This is a genomic window from Phaeobacter piscinae, assembly GCF_002407245.1.
GTDB lineage: Bacteria > Pseudomonadota > Alphaproteobacteria > Rhodobacterales > Rhodobacteraceae > Phaeobacter > Phaeobacter piscinae.
On the sequence record NZ_CP010681.1, the window covers coordinates 1,871,687 to 1,890,790 of the forward strand.

A 19,104-nucleotide genomic window follows, 5' to 3' on the forward strand; every position below is an offset into this window, starting at 1 on the left:
ATCGTGGCGCCCATCAGCGCCGAATTGATCTCAGCCTTCTGTCGCCGACACCGGCTCCAGCGCTCCCCCAAGCGCCACAATCACTTGCGAAGCACGGTCTTTCAAGTCCGAGGTGACACCGGCGGAGGCAATAATCTCCTGCAACCGCGAAATGGCGGCGTCAGTGTTGTTCTCTTCGATATCAATAAGTGCCAGCTGTTCCTGTGCCAGCAGCGCCAGCGGCGCGCCGGGTTGGGCCAGCGCCTCGAACTGGATCCGGCGATCTGCCGCTGGCAGGCTCTCCTGCTGCAAGCCAAGCGCCTTGAACGTTGCAATATGACGATAGATCAGGGGCATCTCACCGTTGCGCGCAACCGCATTCAGCCGCTCAACAGCCGCCGCACGGTCTCCGGCATCTGCCAAGGCGCCCGCCTGCAACAGCTTCAGAACCGTATCCCCACCTGCGGTCTCAGCGGTGATTGCATCCAGGGCTGTCGCCCGTGCCGCACTGTCATCGCTGTCCAGCGCTGCAATCATCTGATCGCCGAGCGCCTGCGATGCGGCTTCGGTCTGGGCGCGGTTAAATTCGCGCACGGCCGCCCCGCCCACGATCAGCACCACCGCAACGCCGCCAATCCAGCCATAACGTTTGAGCATCTTGAACAGGCGATCGCGGCGGACCTCTTCTGTCACCTCATCGATAAAGCTGTCGGTGTCGCTCATGAAAATGTCCCTGGCAGATCCCGCAACCGCCCCCGCAGTTGCCGGAAAGTTTCCTGTGTTCTGCTTCTCTTACAGTGCAACCGGTGCCAAGCCAAGTGGCCCTGACACCCCGGCACGGCCACAAACTGCTCCAAAAAGGCAAAAAATGTGAACTGAACTACAGAGTTTAGTATGGACAATACCTATATCACCCATATCACTTGGCGCCAGTTCGCCCGAATATGCCCATTAATGGTATGATTGTTGAGTGGCTCTATATTTCCCGGACGGGATGACTATGACTTAGGAAGGCCCAAGATGCGTGTAATTCCCCTGATGACTGCTGCTGTTGTGACGGCAGGCCTGTATTATGCCGTGATTGAGCGGGATGCGCTTTTGGCCTTTGCCCGTGGCGAGCAGCTCAGCGATGAGACCGCATCCGCTGATGCCTCCGAACCGACCGAAACACCCGCCGCAGCGGCAGCGGCAGCGACTGCGGCCCCGCAGGCCGCCAGCGCTGACAAGACCGGCAATTCAGGCGTCGGCGTGGTCGCCCTGCGCAGCACCGCCCGTGGCATCGACAGCGCGGTTGTCCTGCGCGGGCAAACACAAGCGATCCGCCAAGTCGAAGTCCGCTCCGAAACCACCTCCACCGTGCTGTCAGAACCGTTGCGCAAGGGGGCGCAGGTGAAGGCAGGCGATCTTTTGTGCAAGCTGGATCCCGGCACCCGCCCCTCCACGCTGTTGGAGGCCAAGGCCCGACTGAGCGAGGCAAAAATCCGCGTTCCCGAGGCGCAGGCCCGCCTGGACGAGGCCCGCGCCCGCCTCAAGGAAGCGCAGATCAACCTGACAGCAGCCGCCAAACTCTCCGAAGGTGGCTTTGCCTCTGAAACCCGCCTGGCCTCTGCGCAGGCCGCTGAGCGCTCGGCGGTGGCTGGCGTCGCCACGGCGGAAACTGGGCTGCAAACCACCAGCGCCGGCATCGAATCTGCCTCTGCCCAGGTTGCCGCCGCTGAAAAGGAACTGGCGCGTCTGGACATTCTGGCCCCCTTCGACGGGCTGCTGGAAAGCGATACCGCCGAGCTGGGCAGCCTGATGCAACCCGGCAGCCTCTGCGCGACGGTGATCCAGCTGGAGACCATCAAGCTGGTCGGCTATGTGCCCGAAACTGAGGTGAACCGCGTCACCATCGGGGCAGGCGCGCGGGCGGAACTGGCCAATGGTCGCAATGTTGAGGGCAAGGTCACCTTTATCAGCCGCTCCGCCGATCCGACCACGCGCACCTTCGAGGTGGAAATCACCGTGCCCAATCCGGATCTTGCGATCCGCGACGGCCAGACCGCCGATATCGTGATCTCAGCCGAGGGCGCCAAAGCGCATTACCTGCCACAGTCGGCGCTGACCCTGAATAACGACGGTCAATTGGGTGTGCGTGTGGTAAAAGACGACATGACCGTCGGGTTTTACCCCATCCAGCTGCTGCGCGACGAAGCCAGCGGCGTCTGGGTGGGCGGTCTGCCGGAACAGGCCGATGTGATCGTCGTTGGACAGGATTTTGTTGTTGCGGGCGTTTCTGTTGCGCCCACGTTTAAAGAGGTATCCCAATGACCGGTATCGTCAGCTGGGCAGCAGAACGGGCCCGTATGATCCTGGCATTCATTGCCATTTCGCTGCTGGTCGGCGGCTTTGCCTATGCCAGCCTCCCGAAAGAGGGTGAGCCGGACATCGAAATTCCGGCCCTGTTCATCTCCGTCCCCTTCCCCGGCATCTCTGCCGAGGATGCCGAAACGTTGCTGGTCAAGGTGATGGAGACCGAGCTGGCCGATCTGGACGGGCTCGACAAAATGTCCTCCACCGCCGCCGAAGGCTATGGCGGCGTGGCGCTTGAGTTTGACTTTGGCTGGGACAAGACCGCCATCATGGCCGACGTCCGCGATGCGATGGACGCCGCCGAGGCGGATTTCCCCGAGGGGGCTGAGAAATATTCGATCAACGAGATCAACTTCTCCGAATTCCCCATCGTCATTGTCAACCTGACCGGCGCCGTGCCGGAACGCACAATGGCGCGGATCGCCAAGGATTTGCAGGACGATCTTGAGGCCTTGGAGCCGGTGCTTGAGGCCGGGATCGCCGGCAATCGCGACGAAATGGTCGAGGTGCTGATCGACCCCCTGCGGCTGGAGGCTTACAACGTCACGGCGCTTGAGCTGATCACCGTTGTGCAGAACAACAACCAACTGATCGCGGCGGGCGAGGTCGAGAGCAATCAGGGCAGCTTCTCAGTGAAGATCCCCTCCTCCTTTGACGACGTGCGTGATATCTATGAGCTGCCGATCAAGACCAATGGCGACCGCGTGGTCACGCTTGGCGAACTGGCAACCATCAACTTCACCTTCGAGGACCGTCGCGGCACTGCCCGGTTCAACGGTGAGGATACCGTTGCCCTGCAGGTGGTGAAGCGGAAAGGCTACAACCTGATCGACACTGTTGATCTGGTGAAGGAAACGCTGGCTGAAGCAAAAACCAAATGGCCGCCGGAATTGACAGCAGCCGTCTCCGTCGGCACCTCAAATGACCAAAGCCGCGTCGTGGCCTCCATGGTCGGTCAGCTGGAAGGCTCGGTTCTGACCGCCGTCGCGCTGGTGATGATTGTGGTGCTGTCGGCGCTTGGCAGCCGGGCGGCCCTGCTGGTCGGCTTTGCGATCCCGACCTCCTTCCTGCTGTGCTTTGCGCTGCTGGCTGTGATGGGGATCAGCATTTCCAACATCGTGATGTTTGGTCTGATCCTCGCGGTGGGCATGCTGGTGGATGGCGCCATCGTGGTGGTCGAATATGCGGACAAACGCATCAAGGAAGGCACCGGCCCGATGCACGCCTATGTCGAGGCGGCGCAGCGCATGTTCTGGCCGGTGGTCTCCTCCACCGCGACCACGCTCTGTGCGTTCCTGCCGATGCTGTTCTGGCCCGGCGTTCCCGGTGAATTCATGGGCATGCTGCCGGTCACCCTGATCTTTGTTCTGTCGGCGTCGCTGGTGGTGGCGCTGATCTACCTGCCCGTCATGGGCGGTGTCACCGGCCGGATGAGCCGCCTGTTCGAGAACCTCTCCGATGGGTTGCGCGCCGTTGCGCCCTGGTGGCTGCGCGCGGCGCTGGTGCCCGTGATGCTCTGGGGCATGTTTGCAGGCGCAATGCAGATGCTGAACGGCGGCTACCTGCTGCCTTCGGAAGTGCCGGATGGGGCTGCACTAGTGTTTGGCGCACTGATATTTGTGCTGGCGTCCTTCGGCGCCTCCGTCACATTGGGGGCGGCCAGCCTGCGCCGCCGGGAAACATCCGTCAAAGCGGGTTACACGCACACTCCTTTCGGCCATTTCATTAAGTTCATCGTCGGCAATCCGGTGATGCCTCTTGTTGCGATCGGGGCTGTTGCCTTCTCCATCATGACAGTTTTCACACTGTTCTCGACCAACAACTACGGCGTTGAGTTCTTTGTCGAATCCGAACCGGAACAGGCCACCGCCTATGTCCGGGCGCGCGGCAATACCTCACTGATGGAAGAGGACGAGATGGTGCGCCAGACCGAACAGGTCATCCTGTCGCATCCCGCGGTGGTCAATGTCTTCTCCTTCGCGGGTGAAGGCGGGCTGAACACCGATGCCTCCGGCGCGCAGACACCGCCCGACACCGTAGGTCAGGTGCAGTTCGAGATCATCCCCTGGGAGGATCGCCCGACCCAGACTGAAACCTGGTTCAACGGCTGGTTCACCCGTGAGGTCACAGCGACCGATTTCGACGGCGACACCGTGATTGAGGAGATCAACGCCGAACTGGCTAAACTGCCCGGTTTTGAGGCTGAGATCCGCGCACTGGCGCAGGGGCCTGCCTCTGGTAAGCCGATCCATCTGCGCCTGAAGGGCGACAGCTGGGACACGCTGACCGCCGCCACGCAGACCGCCCGCGCCCGGTTTGATGAAACCCCCGGTCTGGATCTGATCGAGGACAGTCTGCCCCTGCCCGGCATTGACTGGCAGATCGACGTCGACGTCGAAAAGGCCGGCCGCTACGGCGCCGATGTCGCCACCGTTGGCGCCATGGTGCAGCTGGTCACCCGCGGGATTCTTCTAGATACCATGCGCGTCGACAGCTCGGATGAGGAAATCGAAATCCGCGTCCGCCTGCCGGAGGAGGACCGCGTCCTCTCCACCCTTGATGTGATGAAACTGCGCACCGAGGACGGCCTTGTGCCTCTGTCCAACTTCATCTCACGCCAGCCGGTGCCAAAGCTGGAGAAGATTAGCCGTGTCCAACAGCAGCGCTATTATGACGTGAAGGCGGATATCGAACCCGGCCTTTCGAAGGTGATCACCACCGGCGGAGACAGCGGTGAAGACCAGACGCTGGCCTATGTGAAATCCTTCGCCGAGGGCAGCGACACCAGCGCCAGCGACCTGACCGGACCAAGCGGTGCGCCGCTGAAGCTGCGCAGCCTCGCCAGCGCCGATAGTCTTGAGGCGGTGCAGACCGCGCTGGACGATGACGCCCGCGTTGTCGCCCTCAATGCCAATGAACGCATCGCCGCCCTGACAGAATGGTTGAACACCGACCCGCTGCCCAAGGACATCACATGGGAATGGACCGGTGATCAGGAAGAACAGGCCGAATCCGGTGCCTTCCTGATGAAAGCCTTTGCCGGTGCCTTGGCGTTGATGTTCGTGATCCTGCTGGCCCAGTTCAACAGCTTCTACAACTCGGTGCTGGTGCTCCTGGCGGTGGTGCTCTCCACCACCGGCGTGCTGATCGGCATGATGGTGATGCAGCAGCCGTTCTCGATCATCATGACCGGCACCGGTATCGTCGCGCTCGCTGGGATCGTGGTGAACAACAATATCGTTCTGATCGACACCTATCAGGAATACGCCCAGAAGATGCCGCGGATCGAGGCGATCATTCGCACCGCCGAGGCCCGCATCCGCCCGGTTCTCCTGACCACCATCACCACGATGGCAGGTCTTGCGCCGATGATGTTCGGGCTCAGCCTCGACTTCATCAATGGCGGCTACTCGATCGACAGCCCGACCTCGCTGTGGTGGAAACAGCTGGCTACGGCGGTGGTCTTCGGTCTTGGCATTGCTACGGTCCTGACGCTGCTGGTCACGCCGTCGCTGCTGGCGATTCGGGTCTGGCTGCGAATCTACCTGGGCGCGCTCGGCCGCTTGCTGGCCCGGCTCACCCGTGGCCGGTCCAGCCGGATTGCCCGGGATATGCGGCTGGCCACCAAGGCCCGCACCCTGCCCACCACGGAAATCCTGTGGGAGGCTGAACCGAACCCGGACAGCCCCCCGGCCAAGACCACCACGCGCGACGACCGCGAAACTCCGCCGTCAACACCGCTTCGCGCCGCTGAATAACATGACAACGCCCCGCCCTCGCGGGGCGTTGTTCGTTTCAGCAGGCAGATCACCACCGCCGGAGCCACCCCAGCAGAAAGGACCCAGCCCATGCCCGATTTCAACGATATGTTTGAATTGACCATCGCCGATGTCGACCTGATCGAGGCCGCGCTGCAACGCACCCGCGACAGCCTCGCCGATGCCAACCAGCAGGCACAGGGCATCGCCGGTCACAGCCGCGAGGACAGCCTGCGCCAGATCCATGATCTGCTCGGACGGCTACATAATCAGAAGATTTTCTACAAACCCAAGGACGGGGTCTACGTCAGCGGTTAGACGCGCAAACACAGACCCCGTAATAGCGGATATCCAGAAGGCAACGGCTACGCCGCGTCCTGATCCGACTGCTGGCGCTGCCACAGATGCGCGTAGCGCCCGTCCTTGGCCAGCAGATCCTCATGGGTGCCCTGTTCGGCGATCTCGCCCTGTTCCAGCACAATGATCTGGTCAGCCTCCGCCACCGTGCTCAGCCGATGCGCGATGGTGATCACCGTGCGCCCCTGCCCGGCCCGTGACAGCGCCTCCTTGATCTCCTGCTCGGTATCGCTGTCCAGCGCCGATGTCGCCTCATCCAGCAGCAGGATCGGCGGGTTCTTCAGCAGCGTCCGCGCGATGCCCACCCGCTGCTTCTCACCGCCCGACAGCTTCAGCCCGCGCTCGCCGACCTGCGTCTCATAGCCCTCTGGCAGCCGCATGATGAAGTCGTGGATCTGCGCATCGCGTGCGGCCTGTTCGACCTCCTCCTGAGTGGCCCCAGCGCGGCCATAGGCGATGTTGTAGCGGATGGTATCATTGAACAGCACGGTATCCTGCGGCACCACGCCAATCGCGGCGTGCAGGCTCTTTTGCGTGACCTCGCGCACATCGTGCCCGTCGATGCGCAGCGCGCCGCGCGTCACGTCATAAAACCGGAACAACAGCCGCCCGATGGTGGATTTGCCCGACCCGGTGGACCCGACGATGGCCACCGTCTGCCCTGCCGCCACGTCAAAGCTGACGCCCTTCAGGATCTGGCGGTCGCTGTCATAGCCGAACTCCACATTCTCCAGCGTGATCGCCCCGCCGTTGACCTGCAAGACCTTGGCGTTGCCCTCATCCTTCACATCCGGGTCCTGTTCGATCAGATCAAACATCTCGCCCATATCCACCAGGCTCTGCCGGATTTCGCGGTAGACAGTTCCAAGGAAGTTCAGCGGCACGGTGATCTGGATCATATAGGCGTTGACCATGACAAAATCGCCCACCGTCAGATTGCCCTGCTGCACGCCGATTGCCGCCATCACCATGACTGCCACCAAACCGCCGGTGATAACCAGGCTCTGGCCAAAGTTCAGGAATGCCAGCGAATAGGCCGTCTTCAGCGCTGCCTTGGCATAAGCCCGCATGGCCACATCATAGCGCTCGGTCTCGCGATCCTCGGCGCCAAAATATTTCACCGTCTCATAATTCAGCAGGCTGTCGATGGCCTTCTGATTGGCATCGGTGTCCTGCTTGTTCATCTCCCGACGCAGCTTCACCCGCCATTCGGTCACCGCGAAGGTGAACCAGACATAGAGCCCGACCGTCACCGCCACCACGACCAAATACCAGATGTCGAATAGCACCGCGAGGATGATGGCAACCAGCGCCAGTTCCAGCACCAGCGGTCCGATGGAAAACAGCAGGAAGCGCAGCAGGAATTCCACGCCTTTCACACCGCGTTCGATAATCCGGCTCAACCCGCCAGTCTTGCGGGTGATGTGATAGCGCATCGACAGGCGGTGAATATGGCGGAAGGTTTCCAGCGCCAGACGCCGCAGGGCGCGCTGGCCAACCGGGGCAAACACCGCATCGCGCAACTGCTGAAACCCGGTGGTGAGGATCCGCGCCATCCCATAGGCCACGGTCAGGCCAACCGCCCCCAGGGCCAACGGCGGCACGCCCTCGCCCGCCAGACTGTCCACCGCGCCTTTGTAGAGCATCGGCGTGTAAACCGCGACCAGCTTTGCCAAAATCAGCACCGCCAGCGCCGCCACAACCCGGTATTTGACCCAGGCCTGCCCCTCGGGCCAAAGGTAGGGGAAAACACGGCGCAACGTGCGCAGACCGGAGCGACGCTCCTCCTGCGCGGTTGTCATATCGCTGTCTGTCATCACATGTCCTTACTGCAAGACCTCTGACATAGGGGCCGCGTGGCACTTTGACCAGCGCAGCCACTATATCATGGCCCATCTTCTGGCTGAGGGGCGGCACGGTATGCAGCCCCCTGGCGGGATCAGGCTATGGTCTTACTGCACCGGGACGGAGAATACCTGACCGGGGTAAATCAGATCCGGGTCCCGGATCGCCTGTCGGTTGGCATCAAACACCCGCACATAGAGCAGCCCGTCGCCATACCGCTCCCGCGAAATTGCCCAGAGGGTGTCGCCCTCCTGTACGGTGACCAATCGCACCAGCGGTTTCGCCCCGGTGGGGGCTGCATCCGGTGCTGTGGTACCTGTGGCGGCCGCCTCGACCGGTGGCTGCAAAACCTCTGGTGCCTCCCGTTTGAACGGGGTCTCAAGACGGCTCAGCACCTTGCCGTCGGTGTCCAACGCATCCAGCCGCAGCGCGTAAATCCCCGGCGCTACATCCGGCAGGACGCCGGACCAGCGCCCTTCCTCGTCCACCGGCAGATCGGCAACCGCCGCATTGTCCAGATAGGCGCGCACCACCGCATCGGAGCGCACCCGGCCGCTTAGCACCACGGCGCCCTCCGCATCGTAGGAGATGGTATCCAGTGCCACGGTCTGTGGTGCCTCGGCCAGGCTTGGCGTCGGCGGCTGTACCAGCGTCACACCGCTGGCATCAGAGCGCAGCACCGCCCTCTGCTCCGGCGCCGCCTCTGTCGCGGTTTCCGGCGCTGTCGCCGCGACGTCATCTGATTGCGCCGCATCACTCTCCGCAGCCTGCACAGCCGCTGCGTCCTGCGCCTCATCGCGGTTGTCATCCGTGGCAGGGACAGCCTGCGTCTCCGCCGCCGGTATGTCGTTGGCGGCTGTCACCGTCTCCTCCTGCGTCACCTCAGAAGCGTCTCCGGCAGCAGCCACGACGGCAGTACCCTCTGCGTCGCTGTCCGCCACATCCGTCTGAGCGATGGCCTGATCTGGCGCATCCGCTGCAACGTCACTGCCGCGGGGCTCCTGCGCTTCGGAGAGTTTGGTGTCCGCATCAGCCGTACCGGCAGCAGGACGATCCCCCTCCGGAGCCGCCGCCGATGCAAGGTCTGTTGCTTGCGCGCCGGCCGCCGCCTCGTCCGCCACCTGCCGCTCAGTAACCGGGGCCTCCGCCACCTCAACCGGGGCCACGGGGACCACGGGGGCCAGAATAAACTGCGCATCCGAAGGCAGAACCGCCTCCCCCAGCGCCGCCTCCAATGAAATCACCTGCGGGCGGGTCGACGGGGCAACGGTGGTGAACAGCACAAAACTGCCATCGGAGGGCACCGTCAGCCGCTCCACCACAACCCCGTCCAGCAACAGCGATACGACCGCACCGGGCGTCGCCCGCCCCGCCACCATGCCGCTGCCGTCGGTCTCAAACCGCGCCAGATCCATCTGCGGCGCATTCAGGGCCAGCGCAACATCCTTGTCATCTCCCGCATCCGTCACAGCCTGCGCTGAGGCATCACCGCCGGCCACGTCCTCCGCAATACCCTCGCCATCGGATGCAGCGGCGTCAGCGCTGTCTGCCTCCGCAGTCACGGCGGGGGTCTGCGCAACCGGGGCCTCATTGGCGGGGACAGGCACCCCGCGCACGCCATCGGAGCTGGCCGAAGGCGAAATAACCGCGCTGTCCCCCGTGCCCGCAGTGCTGCCCGGCGCCTCTGTCTGCTCCGAGGCGCCCCATTGCAGAAAAATCACCCCGCCCAGCACCACGACCACCGCCGCAACCCCACCGATGGCGGTTGCGGACAGCCCGCCTTTGCCCGTTACATCCGTCATTCTGTTCCTTCCCTTCCGACCCTCGACAGCCCCCTTCCTAGGCGCCGTCGCTGTCGATCCTGCGGGATGTGCCCCCCGCTTGCTTGAGCCAGCCATTCAATGCCGCTATCAGGGACCAAAGGACGACTTATTTCCCCTCCGAACACAACAAAAAAGGTGACTGCCATGCGTATTCATTCCGTCTGTGTGTATTGTGGATCGCGCGACGGGATCCGCCCCGCCTATGCCGAGGCCGCCGAGGCGCTCGGCACCGGGCTAGCGGCGCAGGGTCAGCGATTGGTCTACGGCGCCGGTGATGTCGGTCTGATGGGCCGGGTCGCACGTGCGGCGCAGGCCGCAGGCGGGCACACCTTCGGCGTCATCCCCGAGCATCTGGTCCGCCGCGAGGTCGCCAAGACCGATCTTAACACCTATGTGGTCACCGAGACCATGCATGAGCGCAAGAAAGTGATGCTCTATAATGCCGATGCGGTGGTGGTCCTGCCCGGCGGCGCCGGATCGCTGGACGAGTTGTTCGAAGCACTGACCTGGCGCCAGCTGGAATTGCATGGAAAGCCGATCCTGATCCTCAATATCGATGGCTACTGGGATCCGCTGAAGGCCTTGGTCGAGCATGTGGTGGCCGAAGGCTTTGCCGGCAGGGAAACCACAGAGGCGCTCACCTGGGTCAGCACTGTTGAGGATGCGCTGGCAACCCTGCGCGGCTGATGCCCAGACCCTGCGAGATCGCAGCACGAACCGCTGCGAGACGCAAAAAAACGCGGCGCCTCACAGCACCGCGTTTTCTAAATTCATATTTCGCCGGTCGCTTGGCACCAATCAGGCAGCCAGCTCCTGCTGCACAATCTTCTCAATCTCATCAATCGGGTGATTGGTCAGCGTCTTGGGAATTTCCGCCGTGACCAGATCCTGCACTTCCTTGTGCAGCTTGCCGCGCAGATTGCCCAGAACCTGCGGCGAGGCCACCAGCACGATGTTCCCCAGCTTGCCCTTATGCGCCCGTTCATAGAGCAGATCGGCAATGTCGTCGGCAAATCGCTCCTTGGCCAACTCATGCCAGTCGGTATCATCCAGTGCCGAACGCTGGCCGGGGCCACCATCATGCATGCGACCGGGCCGATTGGCGGATTGGTCAATGTCAGACGGATTGTCCTGCTCTTCCTTGCGGCGCACCTCCAAATGTGGATTCTGCGCATCGGTGGTGTTCTGTAGCAGCAATGCCTTCTCACTGTCGGTCACCAACACAAAGGTGCCGTGGTCAAGCTGTGCCATTATTGATCCTCCTGCTCGTTGGATTTGGTCACCCGTGTTGCACCTGCTGGGCGTTCCATGGCGCGTTTTTCCTCATCCTCGGTCGCGACCTCCCGGGCCAGTCGACCACCGGTGCGCCCGCCATGCGATACCTTGCCCTCAGCGCCAAGAATCTCCTTGGTCTCCTGACGGCCATCTTTTGATCTGACGCGGTCTGCCATGTCGGTCCTCCATCTGTTTTGGGTTCACAAACACAACCACTGAGCGCGGGGATTTGTTCCGCTGGATGCCATGGTCCCGGCACAAAAAAAGGCCCCGCCCGATCGTGGACGAGGCCAAATTTCTGATTGCTGCGCAGCTATCACTTACGCAAGTATCACATGCGCGATGCAACGTTTTCCCAGTTGACCAGATTGTCGAGGAAGTTGGTCAGATAGGCCGGACGCTTGTTGCGGAAATCGATGTAGTAGGAATGCTCCCACACATCGCAACCCAGCAGTGCCGTCTGACCAAAGCAAACGGGGTTCACGCCGTTTTCGGTCTTGGTCACTTTCAGGCCACCATCGGTGTCCTTGACCAGCCAGGCCCAGCCAGAGCCGAACTGACCGGCGCCCGCGGCGGAAAACTCATCCTTGAATTTGTCAACCGAGCCGAAGCTGTCTACCAGCGCTTTTTCCAGCTCGCCCGGCATCTTGCTTTCGCCCGGGCCCATCATTTCCCAGAACTGGTTGTGGTTCCACAGCTGGGAGATGTTGTTGAAGATACCGCTCTGGGCAACTGCATTGGCGTCATAGGTGCCCTTGATGATCTCTTCCAGCGATTTGCCATCCCACTCGGTGTCCGCGATCAGCTTGTTGCCGTTGTCGACATAAGCCTTGTGGTGCAGGTCGTGGTGATATTCCAGTGTTTCGGCGGACATGCCTTTGGATGCCAGCGCGTCATGGGCGTAAGGAAGATCGGGAAGTTCAAAAGCCATCTGGGCCCCCTGTAGTATCTGTTGCGTTTCTAGGCAGATACATGCGGCTGGTGTCCCCTCTGGTCAAGACCAAGCCGGGGAAACACCAAAAAATATCCGCAGCATTTTGCAAGACACCGCTGCCTGAGACCTTGCCACACGATCCGCTAAGCTGCGCCATTGGCGCGCCTTCACGTCAATTCAGCTTGATGTCGCTGCGCTTGCAAGGGCCGCTGCCGGAGGGGCGGTTATCTGCGCCATGCACACGGGCAGAAATCGACAACTTCATACGCGGCTCGTCCATGGTCGCGGAATATGTGACTTTGGTTGATCCTTGGCTCGAACCCAAGTTTTTCAGGGTCCACTTCAACTTCAACCGCTGCTTAGAGCGCTGATCATAAGGCACAATCATCGGGGTTTTCTGACGACTGGCAATAATGCCATCCATCACGCCACTGACTTTTTCGTCGTGGTCTACAAAAACAAGAACGCGCGACGCGATCCAGCCATGTTTCTCATAAGACTGGAGGGTGCAATCATAAGTCACCGGCGCCGCCGCGACAGGCGTTGCAGCACACAGGGTGCCGAGGACGGCGGCGGTTTTGATCAGTGTTTTCATTGGTAAAGCCTGCGCTCTCTTCTGGACGTATACAAAATCAGACACTCGCCTGACAGTTGCATCTCAGATTGTCAACGGCTATCGTTACGGCGCAATTTCGACATCATCAGCTAACTGGTCACTTGGACACATTGACCAATCCCGCGCGGTGGTTTTGCCCTGCTGTCGAGAGAGATAACCTGTACCGAGAGTTTCTTGTTCTGGGTGTTGAACACGGCACGATAATGGGTATTCACCGCTTCGGACCCATTTCCGACAGACGCACTGATGACCATCCAGCTAAGGCGAAAGGATACATCACTCACCCGGAAAAATCCTGCTTTCAACGGGCGCCCAGACAAAGCGCTGACATTGCCGGTATGCACCACTTCTGCCGTCCATTCATCGTGAAAATGCAAGCTGATCTGTGGCGGGATCCAGCCTCGGCCCGACAGTGATTTAACTGTGCAGGTATACACGCCTGAAAGCGCCATAGCCGGTGTCGCCAGACCTGCCCCAAGCGCAAACCCGGCCACAAGACCGAGTACCCGGGCCCTTGGAACAAACAGGTCACCGACCTTAGACATTTCGACCTCCCAACAGCCAGGGCTGCGGGGCGGCACCACGCAGCATCACGACGCTTCCGAACTAGGGAAAATCACGAATCGGAAACTGGTCAACGACCAACAATACCAAATAAAAAAGTGCCCCCGGAAATCCAAGGACACTGTAACTTAGCGTAAAACACGCCACAAGGCTAAATTGCCTTAACCAGTTAACACGCCTACCTTAGATTGTGGGTGCGCCGCTGTGGATAACAAATTGTAGACATATCCGGCAACGGAACGGAAGCAGACGATGTGAAACGCGCCGTCGTGGTCCAGCCAGAAGGCCGCTGCCACTTGCGCCATGCGGGTACGGCGGAACTGACCGGGTGTGAAGGCCTCAGCCGACAGGTCCACCGGGCAGATCTTAGCCAGAACCTCACGAGCACCATCACCAGACAGGCGGAACACACCGCGCGCATCTGAGACGTTAACCGCCAGCGCGTGCTCGCCTTTCAACGCCTCTGACAAGTCAGCAACCTTCGCCTCAACCTCGGCATAGGGCACCAGCAGCAGCAGCTCATCCGGGGACATCCACGCGACACCGCCCGCATCAGTCAGTGACACCTGACCGCTGGTTGGAACATCCGCCCCGGTGGCGGCCTTAACAGTCGCCTTCAGGGTGTCAGATGCAAGATCACCGCGCAGGGTGATCATCCCCTGCAGCCCGCTGTCTTCGACCTGCGCCAAACCGGAAAACTTCGCACCATTCATTGCGCTGACAGGATCAGACATTCTGCTTCTCCCCTTCCTTGTCGTAAAAGACCTGATCGACGATCTTGGCCTTGTAGATTGTCCCGTCGGTGCCGGGGAATTCGATCACTTCGCCCATCCGCTTGGGACCATGCTTGACCAGACCCATGGCGATGCCACGGCCCAAGTTCGACGAGTAATAGGTCGAGGTCACGCGCCCGATGGTGTTTTTCTGTCCATTGGCATTCACACCATTGCCCACCGCATAGGCGCCATCCGGCAGCACCGAGCCATCGGTGGTTTCCAGACCCACCAGCTGCCAGCGGTCGGGATCGGCCATATGGCTGCGGGTATGCGCCCGCTTGCCGAGGAAGTCCTCTTTCTTCTTCGACAGCGCCCAGTTCAGGCCCAGATCCTGCGGAATAACGGTTCCGTCGGTTTCATCACCAATCATGATGAAGCCCTTCTCGGCCCGCAGGATATGCAGACATTCGGTGCCATACGGCATCACCCCGAATTCCTTGCCCGCTTCCATCAATGCGGTCCAGAACGCCTGCCCGTCCGAGGCCGCAACCGCGATCTCATAGGACAGCTCACCCGAGAAGGAGATCCGGTAGGCCCGCGCCTTGAAGCCGCCGATCTCCCCGTCACGCCATTCCATGAAGGGCAGCGCCTCCTTGGAGAGATCCATGCCGCCGCCCGCGTTTTCGTTCAGCTTTTCCAGCACCTTGCGGGCATTGGGGCCGACGACGGCAACCTGCGCCAGCTGTTCGGTGACATTGGCTACATAGACCTTCCAGTCCCACCATTCGGTCTGCAGCCATTCTTCCATATGACCATGGATCCGCTCGGCACCGCCGGTGGTGGTGTGGCAGAGCCAGGTGTCCTCATCAATCCGCGCAACCACGCCATCGTCGATCAGAAACCCGTTCTCCGAACACATCAGACCGTAGCGGCATTTGCAGACTTTCAGCGTTGACATCATGTTGGTGTACATCATGTCGAGGAACTTGCCCGCATCCGGCCCCTTGACGACCAGCTTACCCAGGGTCGAGGCATCCAGCAGGCCGAGGTTCTCGCGGGTGTTCTTCACCTCGCGGTTCACCGCGTCATGCAGGCTCTCGCCAGAGCGGACGTAGGCGAAGGGACGGCGCCACTGGCCAACCGGTTCCCAATCCGCACCATTGCTGTCATGCCAGTCATGCATCGGCGTCTTGCGCAGCGGCTGGAAGATCTCGCCGCGGGCCTCACCGCCAATCGACCCCATCGAAATCGGGTGATAGGGCGGACGGAACGTGGTGGTACCCACCTGTGGAATTTCAGACCCAAGCGCATCAGCAAGGATCGCCAAGCCGTTGATATTCGAAAGCTTCCCCTGATCGGTTGCCATGCCCAGCGTGGTGTAACGCTTGGTATGCTCGACGCTCTCAAAACCTTCGCGCGCGGCCAGCTGCACGTCCGAAACCTTGACGTCGTTCTGATAGTCCAGCCAGGTCTTCATGCGCAGCTTGATGTCTGCCTTGGCGGGCATCAGCCACACCGGCTCCATCGCCTTTTCAACCGGCGCATCTCCGACCGGCGCAGCCGCCGCTTTGACCTTGCGGCCAGCGGCCTTCGCCGCCGCTTCCCCTGCGGCCTGCGCATCGCTCAACGCCGCCGCCAGACCGGCCGCGCCATTGGCGGCACCTGCTGCGATGACAAACCCATTGCCATCCGCACCCAGCGGCGGACGCGAGGCATCGGGACGGAAATTCGCATGGGCCTGATCCCAGACCAGCTTACCACCGCAATGGGACCACAGGTGCACAACCGGCGACCAACCACCGGACATCGCGACCGCATCGGCCTCGACCTCCTCCTGCGCGCCGCCTTCGCCATTCTGGGCGCAGATCGCCACGGATGTGACGCGCTTGCCGCCCTTCACCTTGGCAATGGCCCGGCCACATTCAACGCGGATGCCCAGCTGACGGACCTCTTCCATCAGGGCCCCGCCGCCGCTGTCGCGAGCATCCAGTACGCGTACAACTTCAACACCCGCGCCATGCAGGGCAATTGCCGTGCGATAGGCGTCGTCATTGTTGGTGGCAACCACAACTTTCTGGCCCGGGGTCACCCCCCAGTTCACCGCATAATCGCGCATGGAGGCTGCCAGCATCACGCCCGGCACATCATTCCCGGCAAAGGACAGGGGACGTTCAATGGCACCGGTTGCCGTGACGATCTGGCTGGCCCGGATCCGCCACAGACGGTGGCGCGGACCACCCTGCCCCGGCGCATGATCGGTCAGCCGCTCATACCCCAGCGCGTAGCCGTGGTCATAAACGCCCGCCCCCATGCAGCGGTCGCGCAGGGTGACATTGTCCATCGCGCGCAGCTCGGCGAGGGTTTTCTCAACCCAGGCGTCCGGCTCCATCCCGTCGATGGTACCACCGTCAACCGGCGCACGACCACCCCAGTGATTGTTCTGCTCCAGCAACAACACCTTGGCACCGGAGCTGGCCGCCGCCTTGGCCGCCTGAAGACCAGCCACGCCGCCACCAATCACCAGCACATCGGCGAAATAATAGAAATGCTCGTAAGTATCGGCGTCCTTCAGCTCCTTGTCCGGCGCTTTGCCCAGACCGGCAGAGTGGCGGATGATCGGCTCATAGACATGTTTCCACAGGGGGCGCGGGTGGATGAACATCTTGTAGTAGAAACCCGCAGGCAGGAACCGCGCCAGCGCGTTGTTGGCCACACCCACGTCGAACTCAAGGCTCGGCCAGTGGTTCTGCGACTGCGCCGACAGGCCCGAGAACAGCTCGGTCGTGGTGGCGCGCTGATTGGGTTCAAACCGGTCGCCGGTGCCCAGCCCCACAAGCGCATTGGGCTCTTCGGGACCAGCCGCAACCAGACCACGCGGGCGGTGATATTTGAACGAGCGGCCAACCATCATCTGGTCATTGGCCAACAGGGCAGACGCCAGCGTGTCGCCTGCATAGCCCTTCATCCGCTTGCCGTTGAAGGTGAATTCGATCGGTTTGGAGCGGTCGATCAACCGGCCGTTTTTGGCAAGGCGCGTGCTCATGTGGCGGACCTTTCGCAAGAGAGGGCGACGAAAAGGGAGGTGACGTTCAGAGAGGCGATCATTTCAGATCCCGCCATGTCCAACCGGGGCGTTTGGCCGTGACCGCATCCAGGATCTCCTGCGGCGGCTCATAGGTCTGAGCCGAATAGGTGCCAAAGACCTCAAGCGTGGTGGTGCAGCGGGCGGCATGGAACCACTTGCCGCAGCCATTGGCATGGCGCCAGCGTTCAAAATGCACACCCTTGGGGTTTTCGCGCATGAACAGATAGTCATGAAACTCTTCATCTGACGAACCGGGGCCAAAACGCTTCAGATGCGCCTCGCCACCTGCGGCCAGTTCGGTTTCTTCGGCTTTGACGCCGCAATATGGGCATTCAAGGATCAGCATTGTGCGGACCTCTCCAACTGGGGGCCAAGGATTTTCGAAAATCCTCGGCAAAATTCTTCCAAGAATTTTGCGACGGTGCGCGGCATCAGTGAGCCACACCCGCTGCGACGCTCTCGTCGATGAATCTGCCTTCCTTGAAGCGCATCATCGAAAACTCTTCGGCCAGCGGCGAATGACCTGTGGCCATCAGTTCCGCCATCGCCCAGCCGGAGCCCGGGATCGCCTTGAAGCCACCGGTGCCCCAGCCTGCGTTGACAAAGATATTGCCAACCGGCGTTTTGGAGATCAGCGGCGACCGGTCGCCGGTCACATCCACGATCCCGCCCCACTGGCGCAGCATCTTCAGACGGCTGACCATTGGGAAGGTCTCATTGAGGGCGCGCACGGTTTCCTCGATATGATGGAAGGACCCGCGCTGGGTGTAGTTGTTGAACCCGTCGGTGCCGCCGCCGATGACCATCTCGCCCTTGTCGGACTGGGACATGTAGCCATGCACGGTATTGGCCATCACGACCACATCCATGCAGGGTTTGATCGGCTCAGACACCAGCGCCTGTAGCGCCACGCTTTCCACCGGCAGACGGAAACCGGCCATTTCGGAGAGATGCGAACAATTGCCCGCAACCACCATGCCCAGCTTGTCGCAGTCGATAGCACCCTTGGTGGTGTCAACACCGACGACACGGCCGTTTTCATTACGCACACCAGTGACTTCGCACTGCTGGATGATGTCCATGCCCATGTTCGAACAGGCCCGCGCATAGCCCCAGGCCACCGCATCATGGCGCGCGGTGCCACCGCGCTCCTGCCAGAGCCCGCCCAGAACCGGATAGCGCGGCCCTTCAAGGTTGATGATCGGCACCAGTTCCTTCACCCGCGCAGGCTCAATCCATTCGGTCTGCACGCCCTGCAGCGCATTGGCATGGGCGGTACGCTTGTAGCCGCGCACCTCATGCTCGGTCTGCGCCAGCATGATCACGCCGCGCGGGCTGAACATCACGTTGTAGTTGATGTCCTGGCTCATCGTCTCATAGAGCGAACGCGATTTCTCATAGATCGCGGCGGAGGGATCCTGCAGGTAGTTGGAGCGGATGATGGTGGTGTTGCGCCCGGTGTTGCCGCCACCCAACCAGCCCTTTTCCAGAACCGCGACATTGGTGATGCCGTAGTTTTTTCCAAGGAAATAAGCCGTGGCCAGACCATGGCCACCGGCCCCGACGATGATCACATCATAGTGGCGTTTGGGTTCGGGAGAGCGCCAGGCGCGTTCCCATCCGGTGTGGTAGCGCAGCGCCTCACGCGCGACAGCAAAGGCAGAATAACGTTTCATGGGCGAATCCGTGGTTCGAGACTGTTAACGGGTATGCACCACAGACAAGACTGACCTGCGCCGTTTATCGTCGCAATCATGCATGGTTGCGACATCCGGCAGCAAAGACGCCACAGGCTCATCG

Annotated in this window: 16 protein-coding genes; 4 read left to right on the forward strand and 12 right to left on the reverse strand. The window is 61.4% G+C overall.

The genetic code is table 11. The features are described from left to right. Positions 1-30 precede the first annotated feature (30 nt). Complete coding sequence (locus tag phaeop14_RS08705) at positions 31-702, reverse strand: hypothetical protein (protein WP_096789297.1); 672 nt, start codon at positions 700-702, stop codon at positions 31-33. A 297-nt stretch (positions 703-999) separates the two neighbouring features. Here phaeop14_RS08705 and phaeop14_RS08710 point away from each other — a divergent pair, with 297 nt between their 5' ends. The 3 genes from phaeop14_RS08710 (at position 1,000) to phaeop14_RS08720 (ending at position 6,407) form a co-directional block, all read left to right on the forward strand. After that, positions 1,000-2,289 (forward strand): efflux RND transporter periplasmic adaptor subunit, encoded by a 1,290-nt coding sequence (locus tag phaeop14_RS08710; RefSeq protein WP_040181035.1) that lies wholly within the window; start codon positions 1,000-1,002, stop codon positions 2,287-2,289. Further along, the gene (locus phaeop14_RS08715; RefSeq protein WP_096789298.1) at positions 2,286-6,089 is read left to right on the forward strand and encodes an efflux RND transporter permease subunit; all 3,804 of its coding nucleotides are present in this window, start codon (positions 2,286-2,288) and stop codon (positions 6,087-6,089) included. The genes phaeop14_RS08710 and phaeop14_RS08715 overlap by 4 nt, the downstream gene beginning before the upstream one ends. 90 nt (positions 6,090-6,179) lie before the next feature. Continuing rightward, positions 6,180-6,407, forward strand: a complete 228-nt coding sequence (locus phaeop14_RS08720) for a hypothetical protein (RefSeq protein WP_024096937.1) — start codon at positions 6,180-6,182, stop codon at positions 6,405-6,407. Between the two features lie 47 nt (positions 6,408-6,454). Here phaeop14_RS08720 and phaeop14_RS08725 read toward each other — a convergent pair whose 3' ends face one another. Together phaeop14_RS08725 and phaeop14_RS08730 are read right to left on the reverse strand one after the other, a co-directional pair. Beyond that, on the reverse strand, positions 6,455-8,263 hold the full coding sequence (locus tag phaeop14_RS08725) for an ABCB family ABC transporter ATP-binding protein/permease (RefSeq protein WP_096789299.1): 1,809 nt from the start codon (positions 8,261-8,263) through the stop codon (positions 6,455-6,457). A 135-nt stretch (positions 8,264-8,398) separates the two neighbouring features. Further along, positions 8,399-10,093, reverse strand: coding sequence for a LysM peptidoglycan-binding domain-containing protein (locus phaeop14_RS08730; RefSeq protein WP_096789300.1), 1,695 nt, complete (start codon positions 10,091-10,093; stop codon positions 8,399-8,401). A gap of 165 nt (positions 10,094-10,258) precedes the next feature. Here phaeop14_RS08730 and phaeop14_RS08735 point away from each other — a divergent pair, with 165 nt between their 5' ends. Further along, the gene (locus tag phaeop14_RS08735; RefSeq protein WP_096789301.1) at positions 10,259-10,801 is read left to right on the forward strand and encodes an LOG family protein; all 543 of its coding nucleotides are present in this window, start codon (positions 10,259-10,261) and stop codon (positions 10,799-10,801) included. 111 nt (positions 10,802-10,912) lie between these two features. Here the strand turns inward: phaeop14_RS08735 and phaeop14_RS08740 are convergent, their stop codons facing one another. The 9 genes from phaeop14_RS08740 to phaeop14_RS08780 all read right to left on the reverse strand — a co-directional run bounded on the left by phaeop14_RS08740 (position 10,913) and on the right by phaeop14_RS08780 (position 18,980). After that, on the reverse strand, positions 10,913-11,365 hold the full coding sequence (locus tag phaeop14_RS08740) for a host attachment family protein (protein ID WP_024096933.1): 453 nt from the start codon (positions 11,363-11,365) through the stop codon (positions 10,913-10,915). Further along, positions 11,365-11,565, reverse strand: coding sequence for a hypothetical protein (locus phaeop14_RS08745; RefSeq protein WP_040170798.1), 201 nt, complete (start codon positions 11,563-11,565; stop codon positions 11,365-11,367). Before phaeop14_RS08745 ends, phaeop14_RS08740 begins: the two co-directional genes overlap by 1 nt. Before the next feature lie 155 nt (positions 11,566-11,720). After that, on the reverse strand, positions 11,721-12,320 hold the full coding sequence (locus phaeop14_RS08750) for a superoxide dismutase (protein WP_040170796.1): 600 nt from the start codon (positions 12,318-12,320) through the stop codon (positions 11,721-11,723). Positions 12,321-12,495: 175 nt separating this feature from the next. After that, the gene (locus phaeop14_RS08755; protein WP_096789302.1) at positions 12,496-12,918 is read right to left on the reverse strand and encodes a hypothetical protein; all 423 of its coding nucleotides are present in this window, start codon (positions 12,916-12,918) and stop codon (positions 12,496-12,498) included. 110 nt (positions 12,919-13,028) lie between these two features. After that, the gene (locus phaeop14_RS08760) at positions 13,029-13,484 is read right to left on the reverse strand and encodes a hypothetical protein (protein ID WP_040181041.1); all 456 of its coding nucleotides are present in this window, start codon (positions 13,482-13,484) and stop codon (positions 13,029-13,031) included. Between the two features lie 180 nt (positions 13,485-13,664). After that, positions 13,665-14,237, reverse strand: coding sequence for a sarcosine oxidase subunit gamma (locus phaeop14_RS08765; protein WP_096789303.1), 573 nt, complete (start codon positions 14,235-14,237; stop codon positions 13,665-13,667). After that, positions 14,230-17,262 (reverse strand): sarcosine oxidase subunit alpha family protein, encoded by a 3,033-nt coding sequence (locus tag phaeop14_RS08770; RefSeq protein WP_096789304.1) that lies wholly within the window; start codon positions 17,260-17,262, stop codon positions 14,230-14,232. Before phaeop14_RS08770 ends, phaeop14_RS08765 begins: the two co-directional genes overlap by 8 nt. Before the next feature lie 58 nt (positions 17,263-17,320). Next, the gene (locus phaeop14_RS08775) at positions 17,321-17,650 is read right to left on the reverse strand and encodes a sarcosine oxidase subunit delta (RefSeq protein ID WP_040170784.1); all 330 of its coding nucleotides are present in this window, start codon (positions 17,648-17,650) and stop codon (positions 17,321-17,323) included. A gap of 85 nt (positions 17,651-17,735) precedes the next feature. Beyond that, positions 17,736-18,980, reverse strand: coding sequence for a sarcosine oxidase subunit beta family protein (locus phaeop14_RS08780; RefSeq protein WP_096789305.1), 1,245 nt, complete (start codon positions 18,978-18,980; stop codon positions 17,736-17,738). Positions 18,981-19,104: the final 124 nt, after the last annotated feature.